This window comes from Ruegeria sp. N10, from assembly GCF_056531545.1.
The window spans coordinates 135,325-153,347 of the sequence record NZ_JBQFLY010000003.1 but is presented as its reverse complement, the minus strand read 5'-3'; the positions used below and the strand labels follow the sequence as shown (position 1 = coordinate 153,347).

The 18,023-nt window shown below is 59.9% G+C and carries 23 protein-coding genes; 11 read left to right on the top strand and 12 right to left on the bottom strand.

The genetic code is table 11. The annotated features are described in order from the left end of the window. Positions 1-11 precede the first annotated feature (11 nt). The 3 genes from ACR0JI_RS06320 to ACR0JI_RS06310 are packed head-to-tail and all read right to left on the bottom strand — an operon-like array spanning position 12 to position 2,408. Positions 12-647, bottom strand: coding sequence for an HAD family hydrolase (locus ACR0JI_RS06320; protein WP_480493967.1), 636 nt, complete (start codon positions 645-647; stop codon positions 12-14). Continuing rightward, entirely contained in the window at positions 640-1,200 is a 561-nt protein-coding gene (gene rsmD, locus ACR0JI_RS06315; protein ID WP_480493968.1) for a 16S rRNA (guanine(966)-N(2))-methyltransferase RsmD, read from the bottom strand. Before rsmD ends, ACR0JI_RS06320 begins: the two co-directional genes overlap by 8 nt. Then, positions 1,197-2,408 carry an NAD(P)/FAD-dependent oxidoreductase gene (locus tag ACR0JI_RS06310; protein ID WP_480493969.1) on the bottom strand — a complete coding sequence of 404 codons (1,212 nt, stop codon included), beginning with the start codon at positions 2,406-2,408 and terminating at the stop codon, positions 1,197-1,199. Before ACR0JI_RS06310 ends, rsmD begins: the two co-directional genes overlap by 4 nt. Before the next feature lie 99 nt (positions 2,409-2,507). On the opposite strand from ACR0JI_RS06310, the gene ACR0JI_RS06305 reads away from it, so the two are divergent. The 4 genes from ACR0JI_RS06305 (at position 2,508) to ACR0JI_RS06290 (ending at position 4,027) form a co-directional block, all read left to right on the top strand. Then, the gene (locus ACR0JI_RS06305) at positions 2,508-2,993 is read left to right on the top strand and encodes a redoxin family protein (protein WP_480474293.1); all 486 of its coding nucleotides are present in this window, start codon (positions 2,508-2,510) and stop codon (positions 2,991-2,993) included. 103 nt (positions 2,994-3,096) lie between these two features. After that, positions 3,097-3,342, top strand: coding sequence for a glycine zipper 2TM domain-containing protein (locus tag ACR0JI_RS06300; protein ID WP_209598444.1), 246 nt, complete (start codon positions 3,097-3,099; stop codon positions 3,340-3,342). Between the two features lie 10 nt (positions 3,343-3,352). After that, entirely contained in the window at positions 3,353-3,700 is a 348-nt protein-coding gene (locus ACR0JI_RS06295; RefSeq protein ID WP_480493970.1) for an EF-hand domain-containing protein, read from the top strand. Positions 3,701-3,715: 15 nt separating this feature from the next. After that, positions 3,716-4,027: a hypothetical protein gene (locus ACR0JI_RS06290; protein WP_480474295.1), complete on the top strand. Its 312-nt coding sequence runs from the start codon at positions 3,716-3,718 to the stop codon at positions 4,025-4,027. Here ACR0JI_RS06290 and ACR0JI_RS06285 read toward each other — a convergent pair. Genes ACR0JI_RS06285 through ACR0JI_RS06270 form a run of 4 tightly spaced genes read right to left on the bottom strand, consistent with a single transcriptional unit; the run spans position 4,024 to position 6,766 of the window. Further along, on the bottom strand, positions 4,024-4,317 hold the full coding sequence (locus ACR0JI_RS06285) for a 4a-hydroxytetrahydrobiopterin dehydratase (protein WP_209505128.1): 294 nt from the start codon (positions 4,315-4,317) through the stop codon (positions 4,024-4,026). The genes ACR0JI_RS06290 and ACR0JI_RS06285 overlap by 4 nt on opposite strands. Beyond that, entirely contained in the window at positions 4,314-5,501 is a 1,188-nt protein-coding gene (locus ACR0JI_RS06280; protein WP_480484565.1) for a GNAT family N-acetyltransferase, read from the bottom strand. Before ACR0JI_RS06280 ends, ACR0JI_RS06285 begins: the two co-directional genes overlap by 4 nt. A gap of 45 nt (positions 5,502-5,546) precedes the next feature. After that, a complete protein-coding gene (locus tag ACR0JI_RS06275; protein WP_480493971.1) occupies positions 5,547-6,314 on the bottom strand; it encodes a glycerophosphodiester phosphodiesterase family protein in 768 nt (255 codons plus the stop codon). Then, on the bottom strand, positions 6,311-6,766 hold the full coding sequence (locus tag ACR0JI_RS06270; RefSeq protein WP_480493972.1) for a RidA family protein: 456 nt from the start codon (positions 6,764-6,766) through the stop codon (positions 6,311-6,313). Before ACR0JI_RS06270 ends, ACR0JI_RS06275 begins: the two co-directional genes overlap by 4 nt. Before the next feature lie 350 nt (positions 6,767-7,116). On the opposite strand from ACR0JI_RS06270, the gene ACR0JI_RS06265 reads away from it, so the two are divergent. Together ACR0JI_RS06265 and ACR0JI_RS06260 are read left to right on the top strand one after the other, a co-directional pair. After that, positions 7,117-7,887, top strand: a complete 771-nt coding sequence (locus ACR0JI_RS06265) for an MlaA family lipoprotein (protein WP_480476848.1) — start codon at positions 7,117-7,119, stop codon at positions 7,885-7,887. Then, entirely contained in the window at positions 7,877-8,476 is a 600-nt protein-coding gene (locus tag ACR0JI_RS06260) for an MlaC/ttg2D family ABC transporter substrate-binding protein (protein WP_480474300.1), read from the top strand. The genes ACR0JI_RS06265 and ACR0JI_RS06260 overlap by 11 nt, the downstream gene beginning before the upstream one ends. Positions 8,477-8,578: 102 nt before the next feature. On the opposite strand, the gene fliP is transcribed toward ACR0JI_RS06260, so the two are convergent. The 4 genes from fliP to fliF are packed head-to-tail and all read right to left on the bottom strand — an operon-like array spanning position 8,579 to position 11,769. Then, positions 8,579-9,310 (bottom strand): flagellar type III secretion system pore protein FliP, encoded by a 732-nt coding sequence (gene fliP, locus ACR0JI_RS06255; RefSeq protein ID WP_480493973.1) that lies wholly within the window; start codon positions 9,308-9,310, stop codon positions 8,579-8,581. After that, complete coding sequence (locus ACR0JI_RS06250) at positions 9,310-9,597, bottom strand: FliM/FliN family flagellar motor switch protein (protein WP_209598452.1); 288 nt, start codon at positions 9,595-9,597, stop codon at positions 9,310-9,312. Before ACR0JI_RS06250 ends, fliP begins: the two co-directional genes overlap by 1 nt. Continuing rightward, positions 9,590-10,186 (bottom strand): FliH/SctL family protein, encoded by a 597-nt coding sequence (locus tag ACR0JI_RS06245; protein WP_480493974.1) that lies wholly within the window; start codon positions 10,184-10,186, stop codon positions 9,590-9,592. The genes ACR0JI_RS06250 and ACR0JI_RS06245 overlap by 8 nt, the downstream gene beginning before the upstream one ends. Continuing rightward, the gene (gene fliF, locus ACR0JI_RS06240) at positions 10,186-11,769 is read right to left on the bottom strand and encodes a flagellar basal-body MS-ring/collar protein FliF (RefSeq protein ID WP_480493975.1); all 1,584 of its coding nucleotides are present in this window, start codon (positions 11,767-11,769) and stop codon (positions 10,186-10,188) included. Before fliF ends, ACR0JI_RS06245 begins: the two co-directional genes overlap by 1 nt. A gap of 118 nt (positions 11,770-11,887) precedes the next feature. Between fliF and ACR0JI_RS06235 the strand changes: the two genes are divergently transcribed. From ACR0JI_RS06235 to ACR0JI_RS06215, 5 genes are read left to right on the top strand one after another with little or no spacing between them, the layout of a single operon-like run. Further along, positions 11,888-12,385 carry a flagellar basal body-associated FliL family protein gene (locus ACR0JI_RS06235; RefSeq protein WP_480493976.1) on the top strand — a complete coding sequence of 166 codons (498 nt, stop codon included), beginning with the start codon at positions 11,888-11,890 and terminating at the stop codon, positions 12,383-12,385. A 9-nt stretch (positions 12,386-12,394) separates the two neighbouring features. Beyond that, positions 12,395-12,877, top strand: a complete 483-nt coding sequence (locus ACR0JI_RS06230; RefSeq protein ID WP_480493977.1) for a hypothetical protein — start codon at positions 12,395-12,397, stop codon at positions 12,875-12,877. Then, the gene (locus tag ACR0JI_RS06225; protein WP_480493978.1) at positions 12,874-13,458 is read left to right on the top strand and encodes a MotE family protein; all 585 of its coding nucleotides are present in this window, start codon (positions 12,874-12,876) and stop codon (positions 13,456-13,458) included. Before ACR0JI_RS06230 ends, ACR0JI_RS06225 begins: the two co-directional genes overlap by 4 nt. A 47-nt stretch (positions 13,459-13,505) precedes the next feature. After that, positions 13,506-14,375 (top strand): flagellar motor stator protein MotA, encoded by an 870-nt coding sequence (gene motA / locus ACR0JI_RS06220; RefSeq protein ID WP_209505140.1) that lies wholly within the window; start codon positions 13,506-13,508, stop codon positions 14,373-14,375. Next, complete coding sequence (locus ACR0JI_RS06215) at positions 14,372-16,519, top strand: hypothetical protein (protein ID WP_480493979.1); 2,148 nt, start codon at positions 14,372-14,374, stop codon at positions 16,517-16,519. The genes motA and ACR0JI_RS06215 overlap by 4 nt, the downstream gene beginning before the upstream one ends. A 60-nt stretch (positions 16,520-16,579) precedes the next feature. On the opposite strand, the gene ACR0JI_RS06210 is transcribed toward ACR0JI_RS06215, so the two are convergent. Next, on the bottom strand, positions 16,580-17,947 hold the full coding sequence (locus ACR0JI_RS06210; RefSeq protein ID WP_480493980.1) for an MmgE/PrpD family protein: 1,368 nt from the start codon (positions 17,945-17,947) through the stop codon (positions 16,580-16,582). Positions 17,948-18,023 lie beyond the last annotated feature (76 nt).

Here is an 18,023-nt window from a genome sequence, read left to right as displayed (position 1 = left end):
ACAGTTGGGGGTCAAAGTCGCAACAGCGGGTGTGCCTGAGACATATCCGTGATCACCTCGGCCCCCAGATCGGCCAGCCTGTCACCACCGCCATGCGGCGCGTAGGCCAGACAGCGCATATTGGCCCGGATTGCAGCTGTAACACCATTGTGGCTGTCTTCGATAACCACGGGGGCCTGTGCGCCAAAATGTTCCGCCGCCAGTTGGAACATCTTTGGATCAGGCTTGCCGGTGCCAAGCACATGGGCCGAGAACATCACATCTTTGAACCGGTCCCAGAGCCCGTTCTGGCCGAGCGTGATCTGCATCTTGTCCGGGCTGCCGTTTGAGGCCACGCAATAGGAGATGCCCCGCTGATCCAGCGCCGCAAGCAGGTCCGCGACACCCGGCACCAAAGGCACACCGGCGCGCAGGCGGTCGTAGGTTTCGGCATAGACCTGATCAATCCAATCTTCGGGCAGGTCTGCGCCCATCGCACGCGCCTTGTCGCACACCCCGACCATGGTTCCGCCCACAAACAAGGACATGCATTCGGGCAAGGTCAGGTGCAGGCCATAGCCCGCCAGATTGTCCGCCAGCACCTGGTTCGAGATCACCTCGCTGTCGACCAGAACGCCATCGCAATCGAAAATGACCAGATCATGCACTCTTATCACCGTTCCGCATCAATGAGATATACGTGTCGCCATATTTGCGGCTGTCGTGCAACGTGAACCCGGCCGGGGCCTGCATCCGTGAGTTTTCTTCCCAAACCAGCAGCGCATCATCCGCGATCCAGCCATTGGCCAGCGCGGCGATGGCTTTCTGTCCCATGGCCTTGCCATAGGGCGGGTCCAGAAAGATCAGATCGTAGGGCGCGTCCGGATTTTCGCCCAACCGGGTTGCATCGCGGCGGATCAGGTCGGTGCGCCCGGCACTGCGGGTCAGGTCGATATTCTTGCGGATCAAACCCTGCGCCACACGCCCGTCATCGACGAAGGTGACATGCGCCGCACCGCGTGACAGTGCTTCGAGCCCGAGCGCGCCGGTGCCAGCAAACAGGTCCAGCACGCGCAGGCCGTCGAAATCGATCTGATGGGCCAGCACGTTGAACAGGCTTTCGCGCACCCGGTCGGTGGTCGGGCGCAGATGCGCGCCCGCATCGCCTTTGCCGACGGGGGTCAGGGCGCGACCGCGGAACTCTCCAGCGATGATCCTCATGCCTTGAGCAGCGATTTAAGGTCTGCATCAGGGTCGGCCACGACAGCCGGGTCGGCCGTTTTTCCCATTTCGATCAGGCGTTTGCCGACCATATAGGCGCGCGGATCGTTCATCGCGTCGACCGCAATCAGTTTATCCCCGTTGTAGTACCAGAAGGATACGGTCTGCCCGTCGCCCTGCCGGGTCACCACGCGGTCATATCCGGTGTTCAGACCCGCGATCTGAAGCTTGACCTCGTATTGATCCGACCAGAACCACGGGGTTGCCACATAGTCCTTGGCCGCACCCAACATGTTCTGGGCCACGATCTCGGCCTGATCAATGGCATTGGGGACGCTTTCCAGACGGATGCGGCCTTCGCCATGCGGAAAGGAGGCGCAATCGCCAGCCGCCCAGATCGACGGGTCGGACGTGCGGCCTTGGGCGTCGGTTCTGATGCCGTTGTCCAGGTCCAGCCCCGCCATCTCGGCCAGTTGGGTTGCGGGTGCAATGCCGACGCCAACCACAACGAAATCAACGTCCAGCTTTGTTCCGTCAGTCAGAACCGCACCGGTGACCTTGCCGTTTTCGCCGATCAGATGATCCAGCCCGACGCCTTCGCGGATGTCAGCGCCGTATGCACTGTGCAACGCGCGGAAATAGTCGCTGGTCTCGGGCGCTGCGACACGTTGCAGGATACGGTCGGCCATCTCGACCAGAGTGACCTTGACGCCGCGCTTGGCGCAGACGGCGGCAGCTTCGAGGCCGATATACCCGCCGCCCACGATCAGCGCGCGGGCGCCTTCGGTCACTTTGGGCTCCATCTCGTCGATATGGGCCAGATCGCGCACCACATGCACACCGTCCAGATCGCCACCAATCGCTGCGGGCAGGCGGCGCGGGTCAGACCCGGTGGTCAGCGCCAGTTCGTCGTAAGAAATAACCTCATCCCCCAGGGTGACCGTTTTGGCCTTGGGGTCGATACCGGTGACGCGCTGACCCAAACGCAGGGTGATGTTGTTTTCCGTGTAAAAACTTTCGGGGCGCAGGAACAGACGCTCAAGCTCCATCTCGCCCAGCAGATAGGCTTTGGACAGGGGTGGGCGCTGATAGGGCAGATGCGGCTCGGCCCCGATCAGAGTGATCTCACCCGCAAACCCGTCCTTGCGCAGACGAGCCGCCAAAGAGGCGCCTGCCTGCCCCGCGCCGATCACGACAATATGGCTCATGCTTTGTCTACCCCGTAGTTTTCAAGTGGTCACTGTGACCAGACCACCTATATTGCGGCTAAGCCCATTTCTGCAAATCCAAACGACAGGAGCTGAATAATGATTTCAACAGGAGATACCCTACCCGAAGCAACGCTGATCCAGATGGGTGCGAACGGGCCGGAAGAGGTGCGGATTTCAGACAAGACCAAAGGCCGCAAGGTGGTGATCTTTGCCGTGCCGGGGGCCTATACCGGAACCTGCACGACCGCCCATGTGCCCAGTTTCATCCGCACAAAGAAACAGTTTGACGCCAAGGGCGTGGACGAGATCCTGTGCCTTTCGGTCAATGATCCGTTTGTGATGCAGGCGTGGGGGCAATCCACAGGCGCGACCGAGGCGGGGCTGACCATGGTGTCGGACGCAGCGGCAGAGTTCACCAAGGCCATCGGCATGGATTTCGACGCGCCGCCCGTGGGGCTTTTCGCGCGGTCCAAGCGGTATGCAATGCTGGTCGAGGATGGCACGGTCACGGTGCTGAATATGGAAGAAAACCCCGGCGCCTGCGAGATTTCCGCCGGTGAAGGCCTGTTGGATGTGATCTGATTTTGATCGGCCCCGGTCCGACCGGGGCCTTTCGCCGCCAAATTAACTTGAAGCACCGCCCCAGAGCGCGAATACTTGGCGTATTCATACGGGGAGTTTTTTCATGAAACTTAACGCGTTCTACCTATTACTGTCCGGCGCAGCCCTTTTGGCGGCCTGTGGACCGGCCCCAACCCCGCAACAGCAAGCTGCACGCCAGCACGAAATTGCCTGTCTGGGCGGAACGTTGGGCGGGGCGCTTATCGGGGGCGCGATCGGCAACCAGTTTGGTGGCGGATCAGGCAAGACGATCCTGACCGCAGCGGGCGCTGCCGCTGGCGGCATCGAAGGTCAGAGATTCGCGTGCTGAGGAGGTCGATATGAAACAGCTAAGCCTAGTGATGTTCATGGTGGCTTTGGCCGGTACGGGTCACGCCGAAAGCGTGGCTGAACTGCACGAAAACGAGTTGAAGGCCATCGACGCCAACAATGACGGGTTCCTGTCCAAAGACGAGTTCGATGCTTTCTCGGATTACGCCTTTCAGACGATGGACGAAGACAGGAACGGCACTTTGGGTCAGGCCGAGGCCAAACCGTTCATGGATATCAAACTGTTCCGCAGCGCTGACCGAAACGGCGACAACGTAATCTCAAGACCTGAATTTGACACCCAGATGGGCGAGGATTTCCAGTCCGCCGATCAGGATGGGAATGGTCAGCTTGACTAACAGCAGGAGCATGAGATGAACAAATGGCTTGGGGTGACGGCGCTGGGGCTGGTTGCAGCCTGTGACGTGCCGCAGGCCCCGATGGTGACAGGCCCGGACGGGCAGGCCCGCATACAGATCAACCTGTCTGGCCTGACCTGTTATGAAAACAAGTGTCTGGATATCAACCCGGCCGCGCGCAGCGTGCGGCAGATCGGAAACAAGACCACGGGTATTCCAAGGGCGATTGATGTCAGCGACGGCACTGTCACGCCTGTCGAGTTCCGGCAGATGGGCACTGCCGCATCGCTGGCTGGCGGTGAAGGGTCAGGCCGCAACGATCGCTAGCACAGACTGTCCATCTTGCGGGCCAGCTTGGCATCCAGCGACGACAGGCCGCCCACGTCATGGGTGGACAAGACAACTTCGACCGTGCGGTAGACATTGAACCATTCGGGGTGATGGTTCCACTTCTCAGCCCAGATTGCCACCTGTGTCATCCAGCCGAAGGCGTGGACAAAATTGTCGAAAATGAAGGTCTTGGTGATCGCATCGCGGCCTTCAACCATGGTCCAACCGTTTTTGAACAGCGGATCCAGCAGCGGGCCACGGGTTTCGGTCGACAAGAGTTCGGTCATTGCTGTTCCTCCGGGTTCGATTTCCTGAACGGGCCGTAATCCGTCAGAATCTCGATCTCTTCTTCCACTGCGTGGCCTTCGGCGTCCAGATATTTCTTGACCGCATCGGCAAAACCCGGATCGCCTACCCAATGCAAGCTATGCGTGCGTGTTGGCAGGTACCCTCGCGCCAGCTTGTGTTCACCCTGTGCGCCTGCCTCGACCCGGGCCAGACCTTGGGCAATGGCAAAGTCGATTGCCCTATAATAGCACAGTTCGAAATGCAGGCAGGCATGATGTTCGATGCAACCCCAATAACGCCCAAAAAGGGTTTCACGGCCGATATAGTTCAACGCACCCGCAATGGGAAATCCATTCCGTTCGGCCAGCACAAGGGCCATGTCATCTGCCATCGTATCCTGTGCAATATCAAAGAACCGCCGCGTCAGGTAGGGTGAGCCCCATTTGCGCGATCCGGTGTCCTGGTAGAACCGCCAGAACGCGTCCCAATGTTCGGGGCGCAGCTGGTCACCGGTCAGAGTGCGGATCTCACCACCAAAACCACAGGCCTGCGCACGTTCTTTCCGGATAGTCTTGCGCTTGCGCGACGACAGCGCGCTCAGAAAGCCGTCGAAATCCGAATAGTTATCGTTCAGCCAGTGAAACTGCTGCGATCGGCGCAGCATCAGACCCATCTGTTCGCCAGCCAATGCTTCATCCTCGGTACAGAAGGTCGCGTGAAGGGACGAAACCCGGTTGTCAGCCGCAAGCTGCACCGCCCCCTGAACCAGCGCCGACATACCGATCCGTTCATAGCCCGGACGCACCAGAAACCGCCGCCCGGTTGCCGGGGTGAACGGCACCGCGATTTGCAGTTTGGGGTAATACCGCCCGCCCGCGCTTTCATAGGCATGGGCCCAGCTGTGATCGAAGATGTATTCGCCCTGGCTGTGCGACTTGGCATACATCGGGGCCGCCGCGATCAGCATCCCGTCATGATAGGCCGTCAGGTATTGCGGCTGCCAGCCGGTGCCACGCCCTACCGAGCCGCTGTCTTCCAGCGCCAGCAAAAAGCGATGTGTGGTAAAGGGATCAAGCGGCCGCCCGCCATCGGCAGCTTCGGGGCAGGCGCAGGCATCCCACTCTGCCGCTGCAATCTGCGACAGAGCGCCCAGTACCTGAACCTCGATCTGTGCCTGATCCATATGTCCTCCGCGCCTGTCCTTTATCTGTGACCGCACGGAGGGGGTTCAAGTCGAATGCGCAGCCAAATAGCCTTCGAAGGTCACATTGTCGGCAACCTTGCGGGCTTCTGCCTCCTGTTCGGGCGACCGGATTGTCCAACACAGGATCGGCACGCCCCGCGCCTTGAGTTCCGCCACGCGGGGGCGCGACAGGTCTGCGGCTTCGTGGCTGATGAAACTGGCGCCGACACGGTCGAAATCCGGGATATCGCGCAAGTGATCGCAGACGCTTTGCGGCAAAAGCTCGACACTGGGCTCATACGCGCAGGTCGTGATCCCGCGCGGCAGATGCGGGGCCAGCCGCGCCAGTTCAGCGACCGAGTTGGGATTGAAGGACATCAGGGCCACCGGGCCTTTGTAGCCCTGCAACGCGCGTAAGGTGTCGCGTTCAAGCGCGCCCACCTTCGTGCCCATCGCCCCGTCCTGATCCTTTAATTCGATCAGCAACGGCACCCGGCCCGCGACAATTTCCAGCACATCATCCAGTGTCGGAATGCCATCATCCCCATGCAGAAGCGGCGTACCAGAGGCGGCCAGTGCCGTGACCTGCTGAATGGGCCCCGACCGCCCGGTCAGGCGGGTCATGTCATAATCGTGAAAGACCATTGCCTGGTCATCCGATGTCAGCTGAAGATCGATCTCGATCCCGTAGCCAGCTTCAATCGCGGCCCGAATGGCCGCCCGGCTGTTTTCCGGGCGGTTCTTGGTAATGTCGTGCAGCGCCCGATGCGCAAACGGGGCCTGCAAAAACACATCTGGTAGGGGCGGCGTCATTCGATTTCGAAAATGCCTTCGATCTCGACCGCGACACCCAGCGGAAGCGACGCCGCGCTGACGGCGGCACGCGAATGGCGACCGGCATCGCCCAGCACCTCGACCAGAAAATCGGACGCGCCGTTGATCACCTGCGGCTGTGCCGTGAAATCAGCGGTCGAGTTCACGAATCCGGTCAGCTTGATCACGCGGACCAGCTTTTCGATATCGCCGCCGCAAGCCGCCTTGACCTGTGCCAGCAGGTTGATCGCGCAGACACGCGCCGCCGCAGCCCCGGCTTCGACATCCAAGTCATCGCCCAGTTTTCCGGTGATCAGCTTATCAGTCTTCGAGATCTGGCCAGATACATAAAGGATGTTGCCGACACGCACGAAAGGCACATAGTTGGCCGCAGGCGCGGGCGCGTCTTCCAGCGTTACACCGAGGCTTTCCAGTTTTGCAGCGATGCTCATTGCGAGGGTCCTTCCCTAATATCAACTCAGCGGGACGCTAACCGGGAAGCACGGATTGGGAAAGACGGAAACCGGCAAATTTCGGCCTTCATGCGATCTGAGCGTATCTTTACTGAAAACTCACTGTTGATCGACGGTCACTTTACCCCACCGTGATGAACAGGTTACACGCAAGGTGTTTCATTTAAGACCTGAAACGACTATGTGACTGCAACTTGTGCCACCCCGGCACGTGGATTTTGGTGAATTATTGATTGAATGTCCGGCGGGCGCATGTGCCGGGCCATTTAGGAGAAACAAAGATCGTGTCGAGCAGATTTCGCCTGAAACACCTTGTTTTACTGTCGGTCATGGCCCTTGTGTCCGCTTGCGCAACAACGCCGCCAGAGGGTGCCTTGCGCAGCGACGTGTTTGATCCGTACGAAAATGCGAACCGGGGAATTCACAAGTTCAATCTGGGTGTTGACCGGTTCCTGTTCCGTCCGGCCTCGAAAGGGTATGTCAAAATCGTTCCTGACCCGATGGTCACCAGTTTCAGCACTTTTGCCGAAAACATCTCGCTGCCCGGTCAGGCAGTTGACTACCTGCTTCAGGGCAACCCAAAACAGATGGGCAATGCTCTGCTGCGCTTTGTGATCAACATGACCGTCGGCGGCTTTGGCTTGTCCTCGCCCGCTGATGAGCTGAACCTGCCACCCGTTGACACTGATTTCGGTGAGACCCTGCATGTCTGGGGGGTTGGCGAAGGCGCTTATGTCGAGCTGCCGTTCTATGGCCCGTCGACCCAAAGGGATGCGATCGGGGTTGTGGTCAACCTGTTCTCGAATCCGATCAATTTCAGCCCGACCCGACCCGCCGACAATCTTGGTGTCTACGCCGAAATCGTGCGGCGCATGGGGGATCGGGGCCGGTTCTCGGATACTGTCGATTCCATTCTTTACGAAAGTGCCGACAGCTATGCGCAGGCTCGCCTGATCTATCTACAAAACCGCCGCTTCGAACTGGCAAGAGATGACGAAGACGCCTATCTGGATTTGTATTCTGACCCCTATGCCGAAACCGGGACGGACCCGGTCAGGGACCCCTATCTTGACCCCTATGAGGACCCCTATGCTGAATAACGCGTTGAACCGTCGTCATTTTATCGCAGCCGGGCTTGCGCTGGCAGTGCTGCCCGTACCTGCCTTTGCCCAGACCGAGGCCGCCGCCAAGGCGCTTGTGACCAACGTGGTTTCCGACATCAACCGGGTGATCGAGTCGGGTAAATCCGAAAAAGCGATGCTGCGCGATTTCGAAAAGATCTTTGTTCAATATGCTGATGTGCCGATCATGGCGCGCTATGCGTTGGGTGCGGACGCCCGCACAGCCAGCCCGACCCAGCTGAAACAGTTCACCGCTGCATTTCAGGGCTATATCTCGCGTAAATACGGTCGCCGTTTTCGTGAATTTATCGGCGGTGAGGTCGATGTTCGCAATGCCCGCAAGATCAAAGCCGGGTACGAGGTTCGCACGTTGGTCAAGCTGCGCGGATCAGCCCCGTTCGACGTAACGTTCCTTGTTTCCGACAAATCAGGTCGGGACAAGTTCTACAACATGTTCATCGAAGGCGTGAATCTGTTGCTGACCGAGCGAACCGAAATCGGCGCGATGCTGGACGCCCGCAAAGGCAATCTGAATCAACTGATCACGGACCTGAAAAAGACGGGTTAAGCCGTTTCCGGCACAAAAGTGTGCCGGACAGCTCGTGTTTTTGGAAGTTCAAGAGGGTCGGGTCTGCCTGACCCTTTCTCGTGATGCGCGTGCCTGACAGATTTACGGCATGTAGCTGCGAACCAACGCGCCTGCGATCAAAGCCCACCCGTCAGCGATTACGAAAAACGCCAGCTTGAACGGCAAAGACACGATGGCAGGTGGCACCATCATCATGCCCATCGACATCAATACCGCTGCAACCACAAGATCAATGATCAGAAAGGGCAGGAAGATCAGGAACCCGATCTGAGAGGCGCGCGCGATCTCGGACAGCATGAAAGAGGGCATCAATACCGATAGAGGGGCCTGGGCTGACAGCTCGATCGCGTCACCGCCGGGGCGCAGGGCCGCCATTGCATAAAACGTATCTGAATCCAGCCGGTTCGCCATGAAGGTACGAAACGGCTCTAACGCGCGTTCCAGCGCGGGCTCGACCGCCATGGTTTCTTCCATCATCGGGCGTATTCCCGCGGTCCAGGCCTCGGTGAACACCGGGTCCATGATGAAATAGGTCAGAAACAGCGCAAGACTGACCAAAAGCATATTCGGCGGTGATTGCTGAAGGCCAACACCCTGCCGCAGGATCGACAGCACGGTGATCAGAAACGGGAAGCAGGTGATCATGATCGCCAGACCCGGAGCAACGCTGAGCACCGTGATCAACAGGATCAACTGTATGGTGCGGGCCGAGATCGAACCGCCTTCGCCCAGCGACAGGGTCACATCCTGAGCCGCCGCCATCGACGGCAGGGACACCACTACAGCCAGACCCAGCCAGATCACATAGCGCATCAGCCGATTCCGTTTTGCAGATCTGCAATCTCGGTCAGGCGCACGGCCAGTTGCCCCGCCTGATCGCCATCCATCTCCTCAAGCACCCCGCGCGCCACCAGCTGATCCCCGACATACAGGTCGACCGGGTCTTCGATCCGCTTGTCCAGGGTCAACACCGCGTTCTCACCCATGTTCAGCAAATCCCGGATCAACGGGCGGGCGCGACCTACCGAAACGGTCACTTCAATCGGAACAGTTTCAAAAGGATTGGGTTTTTCGGTTTTCGGGAATTGGGTGTCATTCATTGGACAAAGCCTTTCTTGCCTCAAAGACGTATGCGTCAAATGCCTGTGCGATGGTGGACAGCAGGGTCGCGCAATCAATCTCGCGCCGGCTTGTGCCGACCTGCAATCGCGCCTGTCCGGGGACCAGGCCAGGGTCTTCGATGACGCGCGGTGCGGAGTGCAGGGTCTGCGGCAGCAGGGATTGCACTGCTTGCGCGCACCCTTCCGGCACCATGATCTGCATCGGTTGTTCGATTTCCGTGCGCGCCATTTCGCAAAGCTGTTCGACGATCCGGGCGGCCAACCCGCGTTCGACCATGTCAGGCAATACGGTCTGAACCAGGCTTTCGAACATCGGTTCCAGAGACAATATCATCCGGGTAAGCGCCTCGTGATAGGTGAAGGACATATCCTCGAGCGATCCCGCCAGTTCGGCAGAAACGCGGTCGCGGTTCTGTTCCTGCGCCTGCGCGGCGTCTTCCCAACCGGCGCCGTACCCGTTTTCGAACGCGGCAAGGCGTTGTTCCTCCAGCGTTTCCTCGTCCAGATAAAGAACGGCTCCGGCGCTGGTCCGGGTGGTGAAATCCTCAAGCAGATGAGCGATGGACATCACACGCGCTCCTCACCTTCTTCAAGCCAGCTGCGCAGGATCTCGACCGTTTCTTCCTGCTTGTCGCCGATCATTGCGCGCAACCGATCAACCGGATCCCCGATGGCACTGACCCCAAGCACGGGAACGGCCCCTTGTTGGGGCAGCGGCGTGAACTCTGCCGTTCCGTCCGCCGCGATTTCACCGGTCAGGACCGACGGGGCCGGAGCCCCTCCGTCCGCGGCCGGCAACAGCGCCGGGACTATCGCGGGTTTCATCAGGATTGGACGGATCACGAACAACGCCAGCACCAGTGACACCAGCGCCAGCGCTGCCATCTGAATCAGTGACATGGCGTCCAGATGGATGTTTTGCCAAAGCGAAGAGGAAACCAGCGTGCCTTGCGGCGTGACCACTGGTAAATCCAATGATTTCAGCGTGATGACGTCCCCGCGCGCGGCGTCAAATCCCACAGCCGAGGCCACCAGCTCCTCAAGTGCGTCGAGTTCTGTTTGCGGCAGCGGCGTGAAGGATTCAGCGCCCGAAGCATCCAGCGCCCGCGTTCCGTTGACCAGAACGGCAACCGTCAGGCGTTTGATCGCACCGGGGGCGGTGTGCACTTCCAGCTCGGTTTCGGAAACCTCGTAATTCACCCGCTCACGTGTCTGGGTCGCGATCGAATTCGATTCGTCCCCCCCCGCACCATCGCCGTCGGGCAGGTTTGAGGCCACCGTGACATCGGCTGACTGGTTGCGCGCGCTGTCGGAGCGTTCCTCGACATCCGTGCTGATCGCCACCCTGCCCTTGGGGTCAAAGCGCCGCTCACGCAGGGATTCTGTCCTGGTTTCAGTATCGACGCTGACCTCGACAACCGCATTCCCCGTACCGACACGCGCTTCGACCAGACGCAGAACCCGTTCCCGCAGCTGCCGCGCCTTGTCATCTGCCGTGTCAGCGGCCACGGCGGTGTCCTGCCCGCCAATCACGGACCCGTTCGAATCGATCACAGTCACGCTTTCTGGCGACAGACCACTAACGGCCGAGGCGACAAGAAACCGGATGGCCTTGGCCTGATCACCGGTGATATCGCCCCCCGAGGGCACCAGATAAACCGAAGCCGTCGGTGCGACGCTGCGCTGAAACGGATTGGCCGAGCCATTGGCGATATGAACGCGGGCCTGGCTGACATGCGGGCTGCCCACGATCGTGCGCGCCAGTTCCCCCTCTTTCGCGCGCCAGTAGGCGGCATCAAACATCTGGGATGTTGTGCCGAAGCCGTTTAGCGAATCCAGCAGTTCATAGCCCTTGTTGCCGTTGGCAGGCAGTCCTTCGCTGGCCAAAGTCATCCGCAGCTCGTCCCGTTGCGCGTCAGAGACGTAAATTGATCCGCCCCGAATCTCGTAGGTCACGCCACGCTGATCCAGCGCACGCACGATATCCCCGGCGGCACTGCTTTCCAGACCCGCGTAAAGCAGGGTCATCGACGGTGCCGTCGCAAGGCGCGACATCCCGAGGATCCCCAGAAACACCAGCACAACCGCACCGGCAACGACGATTTGCTTACGCCTGTCCAAACTTGCCCAGACAGTTCCGATCTGCTGCACGCTCACCTCCGACTCGCCGACATTCTGCCCGGCGCATCCTCTGTTTGGACGATTGCCCTTAACAATCGGTTAGTCCCTGCAAGGTTATGACTGGGCGGATCACAGGAATGAGGACGTCATGACCGACGCAACGGCTGAACAGGCGGAAGCCCCGGAAAAGAAGGGAAAAAAAGGGATCATCGTCGGGGTGATTCTGGCCATCGCCGGTGCCGCCGGTGGGTATTTCCTGACCTCGTCCGGGCTGCTGCCGCTGGGGAACAAGGCCGAGAAGGCGGAAAGCCATGACGTGGAAAAAGAAGAACCGGCCAAGGCATTGGCGGATGTTGCCTTTCTCGATTTGCCGCCGGTGATCGTTTCAGTGAGTTCCGGCGGCGCGCGGCATCTGAAGTTTCACGCACAGCTTGAGGTTAACGCCCCGTACATGACTGACGTGGAAAAAATGCGACCGCGAATCATGGATGTCCTGAACGGGTATCTGCGGGCCGTCGAATTGAAGGATCTTGAGGATTCACTGGCGTTGACGCGTATCCGGGGCCACCTGCTGCGCCGTATCGAGATTGTCGTTGGCGAAGGTCGCGTGCGCGACGTGCTGGTGATGGAATTTGTTCTGAACTAGGAGGCGAAATTGGAGCTGATTGCGGATATTTTGCTGGTCGCCGGCGCCATGGGTGCGGGTCTGTATTGTCTTGTTCTGTCGCGCCGTCTCAAGCGTTTTGCCGATCTTGAAAAGGGCGTCGGCGGCGCGGTGTCGGTGCTGTCGACCCAGGCGGAAGAGTTGCGGAAATCACTGGATGATGCGCGCAACGCCTCTGACCAGTCGGGCGATCAGCTTAGGGCGCTGACGGGGCGCGCCGAAACGGTGGCACAGCGGCTGGAACTCATGATGGCGTCAATGCACGACGTCGTGCCCGAAAAAGACGCTGATCCCCAACCCGAGGCAGAGGTTTCAGAGACAAGTACCATCACCGAAGTTCAGGAGAGCGTGAAGCACGAAGGCAAACCCGAGCCGCAGGCCAGCGAAGCCGCTGCGCCCGAAGAACAGACACGCGTACCTGAGGGGCTGATGTTCTTCCGGCATGACCGCAAGCAAGGCGAGGCGCAGATATGAGCCGCCCGCGGATCAACACTCCCAACGCGCGGCCCCGCGGAGGTGTACTTGCCGTGATCTCATTGCTGATGATCGGCTCGGCTGCCATCCGCATCGGGCTGGAAGCCGGACCCGCCTTTGCCAAACCTGCTAAACCTGAGGCGGAACACGATGAACCCGCCCCGTCCGACACTCGTGACATGCGGGTTCTGCTGACTGAACTTCTGCGCCGGGAAGAACGTGTCAAACAAAAGGAAGACATGCTGCGCGAGCGGGAAAACGCTCTGGAAATCGCGGGTCAGGCTATCGAGATGCGCATGGCCGCGCTTGAGGAGGCCGAGGAGTCGTTGCGCACCACTCTCGCGCTGGCAGACAGGGCGGCGGAAAACGACCTGACGCGCCTGACCGATGTCTATCAGAACATGAAGCCGAAGGATGCAGCAGCGCTGTTCGAAACCATGGACCCAACCTTTGCCGCCGGGTTTCTGTCACGCATGTCACCGGATGCGGCAGCTGGGGTTCTGGCGGGGCTCAGCCCCGAAGCGGCCTATACGATCAGCGTTGTCATGGCGGGCCGAAACGCCTCGGCCCCGCAGGAATAGTCGCCCGTGTTCCCCGCGGTTGCAACACACATAGCCGGAGATCTCAGATGATTGGAATTGTTGGAATTGTCGTCATTTTCGTGATGGTCTTCGGCGGCTATCTGGCCGCTGGCGGCAAGATGACCATCATTCTGAAATCGCTTCCGTTTGAAATGATGATGATCGGTGGTGCCGCGGTTGGTGCCTTTTTGATCAGCAACGACATCGGCGGCGTGAAACACACGATCAAGGACATGGGGAAGGTCTTTAAAGGCCCGAAATGGAAGCCCGAGGATTACCGCGACCTGTTGTGCCTGCTGTTTTCCCTCATCCGCATTGCCCGCGCCAATCCAGTAGAGGTGGAACAGCATATCGAAGACCCCGGCAGTTCTGACCTGTTTTCGTCCTACCCTAGAATTCAAGCCGACAAGGAAGCGGTTGATCTGATTTGCGACACGATGCGATCGGCAGCAATGAATTACGACGATCCGCATCAGGTCGAAGAGGTTCTGGAAAAGCGAATGGAGGCGAATTTCCACCATGCCCTGCATTCGAGCCACGCCTTGCAAACCGTGGCCGACGGCCTGCCCGCGCTTGGAATTGTCGCCGCCGTTCTGGGGGTAATCAAGACAATGGGGTCCATTGATCAGCCACCGGAAGTTCTGGGAAAACTGATCGGCGGTGCCCTTGTGGGTACCTTTCTGGGTGTCTTTCTGGCCTACGGTCTGGTTGGTCCCTTTGCGGCCAAGCTGAAATCCGTGGTCGAGGAAGACAACCACTTCTATCAGCTGATCAAGGAAGTTCTGGTTGCAAACCTGCACAACCACAATGCCGCCATGTGCATTGAGGTCGGACGCCAGAACACACCAACGCACAACCGCCCCGGTTTCTCTGAGCTTGAGGATGCGTTGAAAGAGCTCAAACGGGCCGCAGCATGAGGCAAACCGCGATACTGGTTGCAGCGTTGATCACGCTTGCAACGGCCGCAACCTCTGAAGAGGTGACTGTGCGGTCCGGTGAACATGACGGCTACACCCGGCTGGTTTTCACCGTTCCACCGGATACGGGTTGGGTTCTGAGCCAACGCAAGAACGGCGCCAAGCTGGCAATTGACCTGAAGGGTGTCACATTTCGGACGGGTTCGGTGTTCGGGCGGTTGACATCAGATCGGCTGGCCGCGCTGTCGCAAGCGCAACCCGGTGGCGCGCTTGAGCTGGAATTCGGTTGCAACTGCACCGCGTCGGCGTTCCTGTTTCGAAACTCGATGATCGTTCTGGACATTGCGCCAGCAATAGCCCTGCCCCCCTTGCTTGCGGAAATCCCTCCGCCGACTCGAAAAAAACCGGCAGCGCCGAAAGCTTCTCCCGCGGAACACAAGCTTCTTTCCCAGCTGGACCTGCCGCTTCTGACCGGGAAGACGCACGGGATCAGGGATCAGTTGTCGACCCGTCTGGTGCAAGGGGCGGACCGTGAGCTGCTGGACCTGAATCTGGCACCTGTCGGACCGCGCCGTTCTGCCTCGTCCGAGGCCGTGACACCGTTACCCGGATTGACGTCGAACATACGCGTGACCTCGGTTCTGGATGATCTGCAGGACATTCTGAACTCTGGTTTGCAGCAGATCGATAACAACCCGGTTTGTATCTCAACGGCTGAACTGGGCTTCACGACATGGTCCGGGACGCGCCCGTTTCCAGAGCAGGTGTCCGTCCTGCGCACCGCCCTGTACAAAGAGTTCGACCGTCTTGACGCGGAAAGCGCGCTGAGCCTGGCAAAGCTCTATGCCTATCACGGCTTTGGGGCCGAGGCGCAAAAGGTTTTGCAGTTATTGAACACCCCATCGGAAGAGGCTGGACATGTTGAAGGGATTGCACGGCTGGTGGATGAGCGGCCAGCACAGGTGCCAAATCCATTCAGGGGCCAGCAACGGTGTAACGGCGACGTGGCACTTTGGGCCGTGCTGTCCGAAGGTCAGCTGGCATCCGACGCACATCTTGAAGCCATCGAACACAGCTTTGCAAAGCTGCCAGAGCATCTTCGCCGCCATCTTGGCGCGCGGCTTTCGGATATCCTGACAAACGCGCAAGAGCTTGAGGCCGCGCGCAGGATCATGCGTTCGGTCGACCGGGTTGAACAGAACCCGTCCCCGAACGCCACGCTGGCCCGGGCTGGTGTCGCCGAAGCTGAAGGCGACAGCGCCCTTGAAGAGGCGCTGCTGACCAAGGTCACGACCTCGGCCGGGGCCAAGAGCGAAGCGCCGGTGGCTTTGGCGCGGCTGGTGGAAAAGCGGTGGTTCGACCGCAAGACCGTGTCTTCAAGGGAACTTGAACTGGCCGCGTCTTACGCGATCGAATTCCGGCGATCCGATCTGGGCCCGATGATGAACCGCACCTATGCGATTGCTCTGGGTCTGAGCCAGGATTTCGACAGCGCATTCGATGTGATCCAATCTTTGCCAGACGGCCCGGACAGCAACAGCGCCATCAATCGTCACCTGCAATTGCTGGCGGAGCGATCCGACGACCTTACCTTTTTGCGTCAGGTTACGCTGGTGCAGCAGTCGGGTCGGGCGGCGGCGCTATCCACGGATACCGCGATTACACTGGCCGAACGCCTGGCCGTGCTTGGCTTTGCCGATCAGGCCGTTGCGCTGGCAAACAGGCCTGAAGATCGGGCCCGGCGGTCAGAGCGTGCCCGTCTGCGCGCCCGTGCGGCGTTGTTGTCGGACCGCCCGCAACAGGCCATGCTTGAGCTGGCCAATGATACCTCGGACGCGGCGCTCGTCCTGCAGGCGCAGGCGTTGGACAAGGTGCAGGACTACGCCGCAGTGGCCGAACTCATGCAGAACCGCGGGCAACAGGAAGAAGCAAACCGATACCTATGGCTGGCCGGGTTACCGGAGGAAAGGATTGGGCCCTCTGACGGAAAGTACGCAAGCCTCAACCAAACCTCCGAGGCCCTTTTGGCCCCGCCGGCTCGCGTGTCAGGCAAGCCGTTGGCGGATGCGGGAAGCCTGCTGGAGGACAGTCTGGCAACGCGGCAGAGGATCGTCGAAATGTTGAACACGGTCAGGGTGGAGTGAGGTTTCCCAGCCAACCGGAGCAGTTGCTCCGGATCGATGCAGGCGGGACGGGGGCGCGGTTCACGGTTCTGGCGGATCAATAATCAGCGGTGTCAGGTCTGCATACCGCGCGCTTTTGTCCGGCCAGCCAAGTATCACTTGACGGATGCGGTCGGCACGATCCTGTCCAAGCACAGGGGCTGCAAACTGCATGTATTTGGCGATGACGTCGTCCCGTGTCATGGGGGCCTCGGGGCCGCCGCGGGCATGAATATCCCCGGATTTCAGAACACGGCCATCCGTTGTTGTGATCGTGACATCTGCCCAGCGCCCTTCAGGAAACCGGACGCTGTGGTGTTCGCTTTCCGCGACCGTGATGCGGGACATCAGATTGGCGACCGCGGGATCAGACAGGCCAGACCTTGAGATATGTTCAACGCCGATGCGCCCGTAAACGGCCTGAACTGCCACGGCAAATGGCAGGGAATACTGCGCTTGCGAAGTTGTTTCGGGCAGCCCCGCAAAAAGACAGGCCGCCTGATGAAAGCTGTTGATATGCACTGTTTCGATCTGCGCGCTGGTCAGGTCATGCGCGATCATGACAGCGCGCACGCCATCAATCGCGGCATGGGCCCAGCGACAGATCGGATAGGGTTTTACATATTGATGTTCGACCTGCCAGAAGGTGCCCAGATCATCCCAGTAGGGTTTGACCTCTTCCGCCTCGATGGTGATGGCGGGCGCGCCGGTAAAGCCGCGTTCAGCCAGAACAGCGGCGGAAAGCCCCACCATCGCGCCCCAGCCCGACCCGTCATGCAGCATTGTCGGGTTGGCAATCTCGCGCATCATCTGGCTGCGTGGCCCGTGATATTCGGCGATCCCCATCGCCTGCTGCATCTGGTCGACAGATAATCCGCGCAGGCGCGCCGCCATCGCAACCACGCCCAGCGCGTTCCAGGCACCGGATGTGTGGTAATCGCTGACACTGGCGTGCAGCGACAGGCCCGCGCGCCCGGCCACCTCGTACCCGGTAACGACCGCCGCCAAAGCCTCGGGTCCGGTCAGGTTCGGGCAATGTTCGGCCAGTGCGGCCAGCGTTGGCAACACAACCACCCCGATATGGCCCTTGGTTGGGTTGTATCCATCGTGACCATCCAGATTGTCGGTCTGCGTGGCGGCGGCATAGGCGGCACCCGCCATGCTGACGGTACGGCCATCGAATAGCATCCGTGCGCCATATGCAGGATCCGTGCTGGCATAAAGCAATGCCGCCGTGTCCCGCGCGATCACGCCTGCCTGCATCGGGCCGGATGCGATCAGGATCCCCATCGTGTCGAGCATCATCAGCGCCGCAGCCTCTAGTGCGCTTTCAGGCATGTCCGAGACCGCGCGGGTCAGCGTGAAATCGGCAACCCTGGAAAATGTATTTGTCTGCGGGTTATGCGTCATGAGAGCTCTCCTGTCGGGCGGGGCCGGTACAGGAAAGTCAGCCACAGGTAAGGGCGGGCTTGTACTCTGTTCCCGA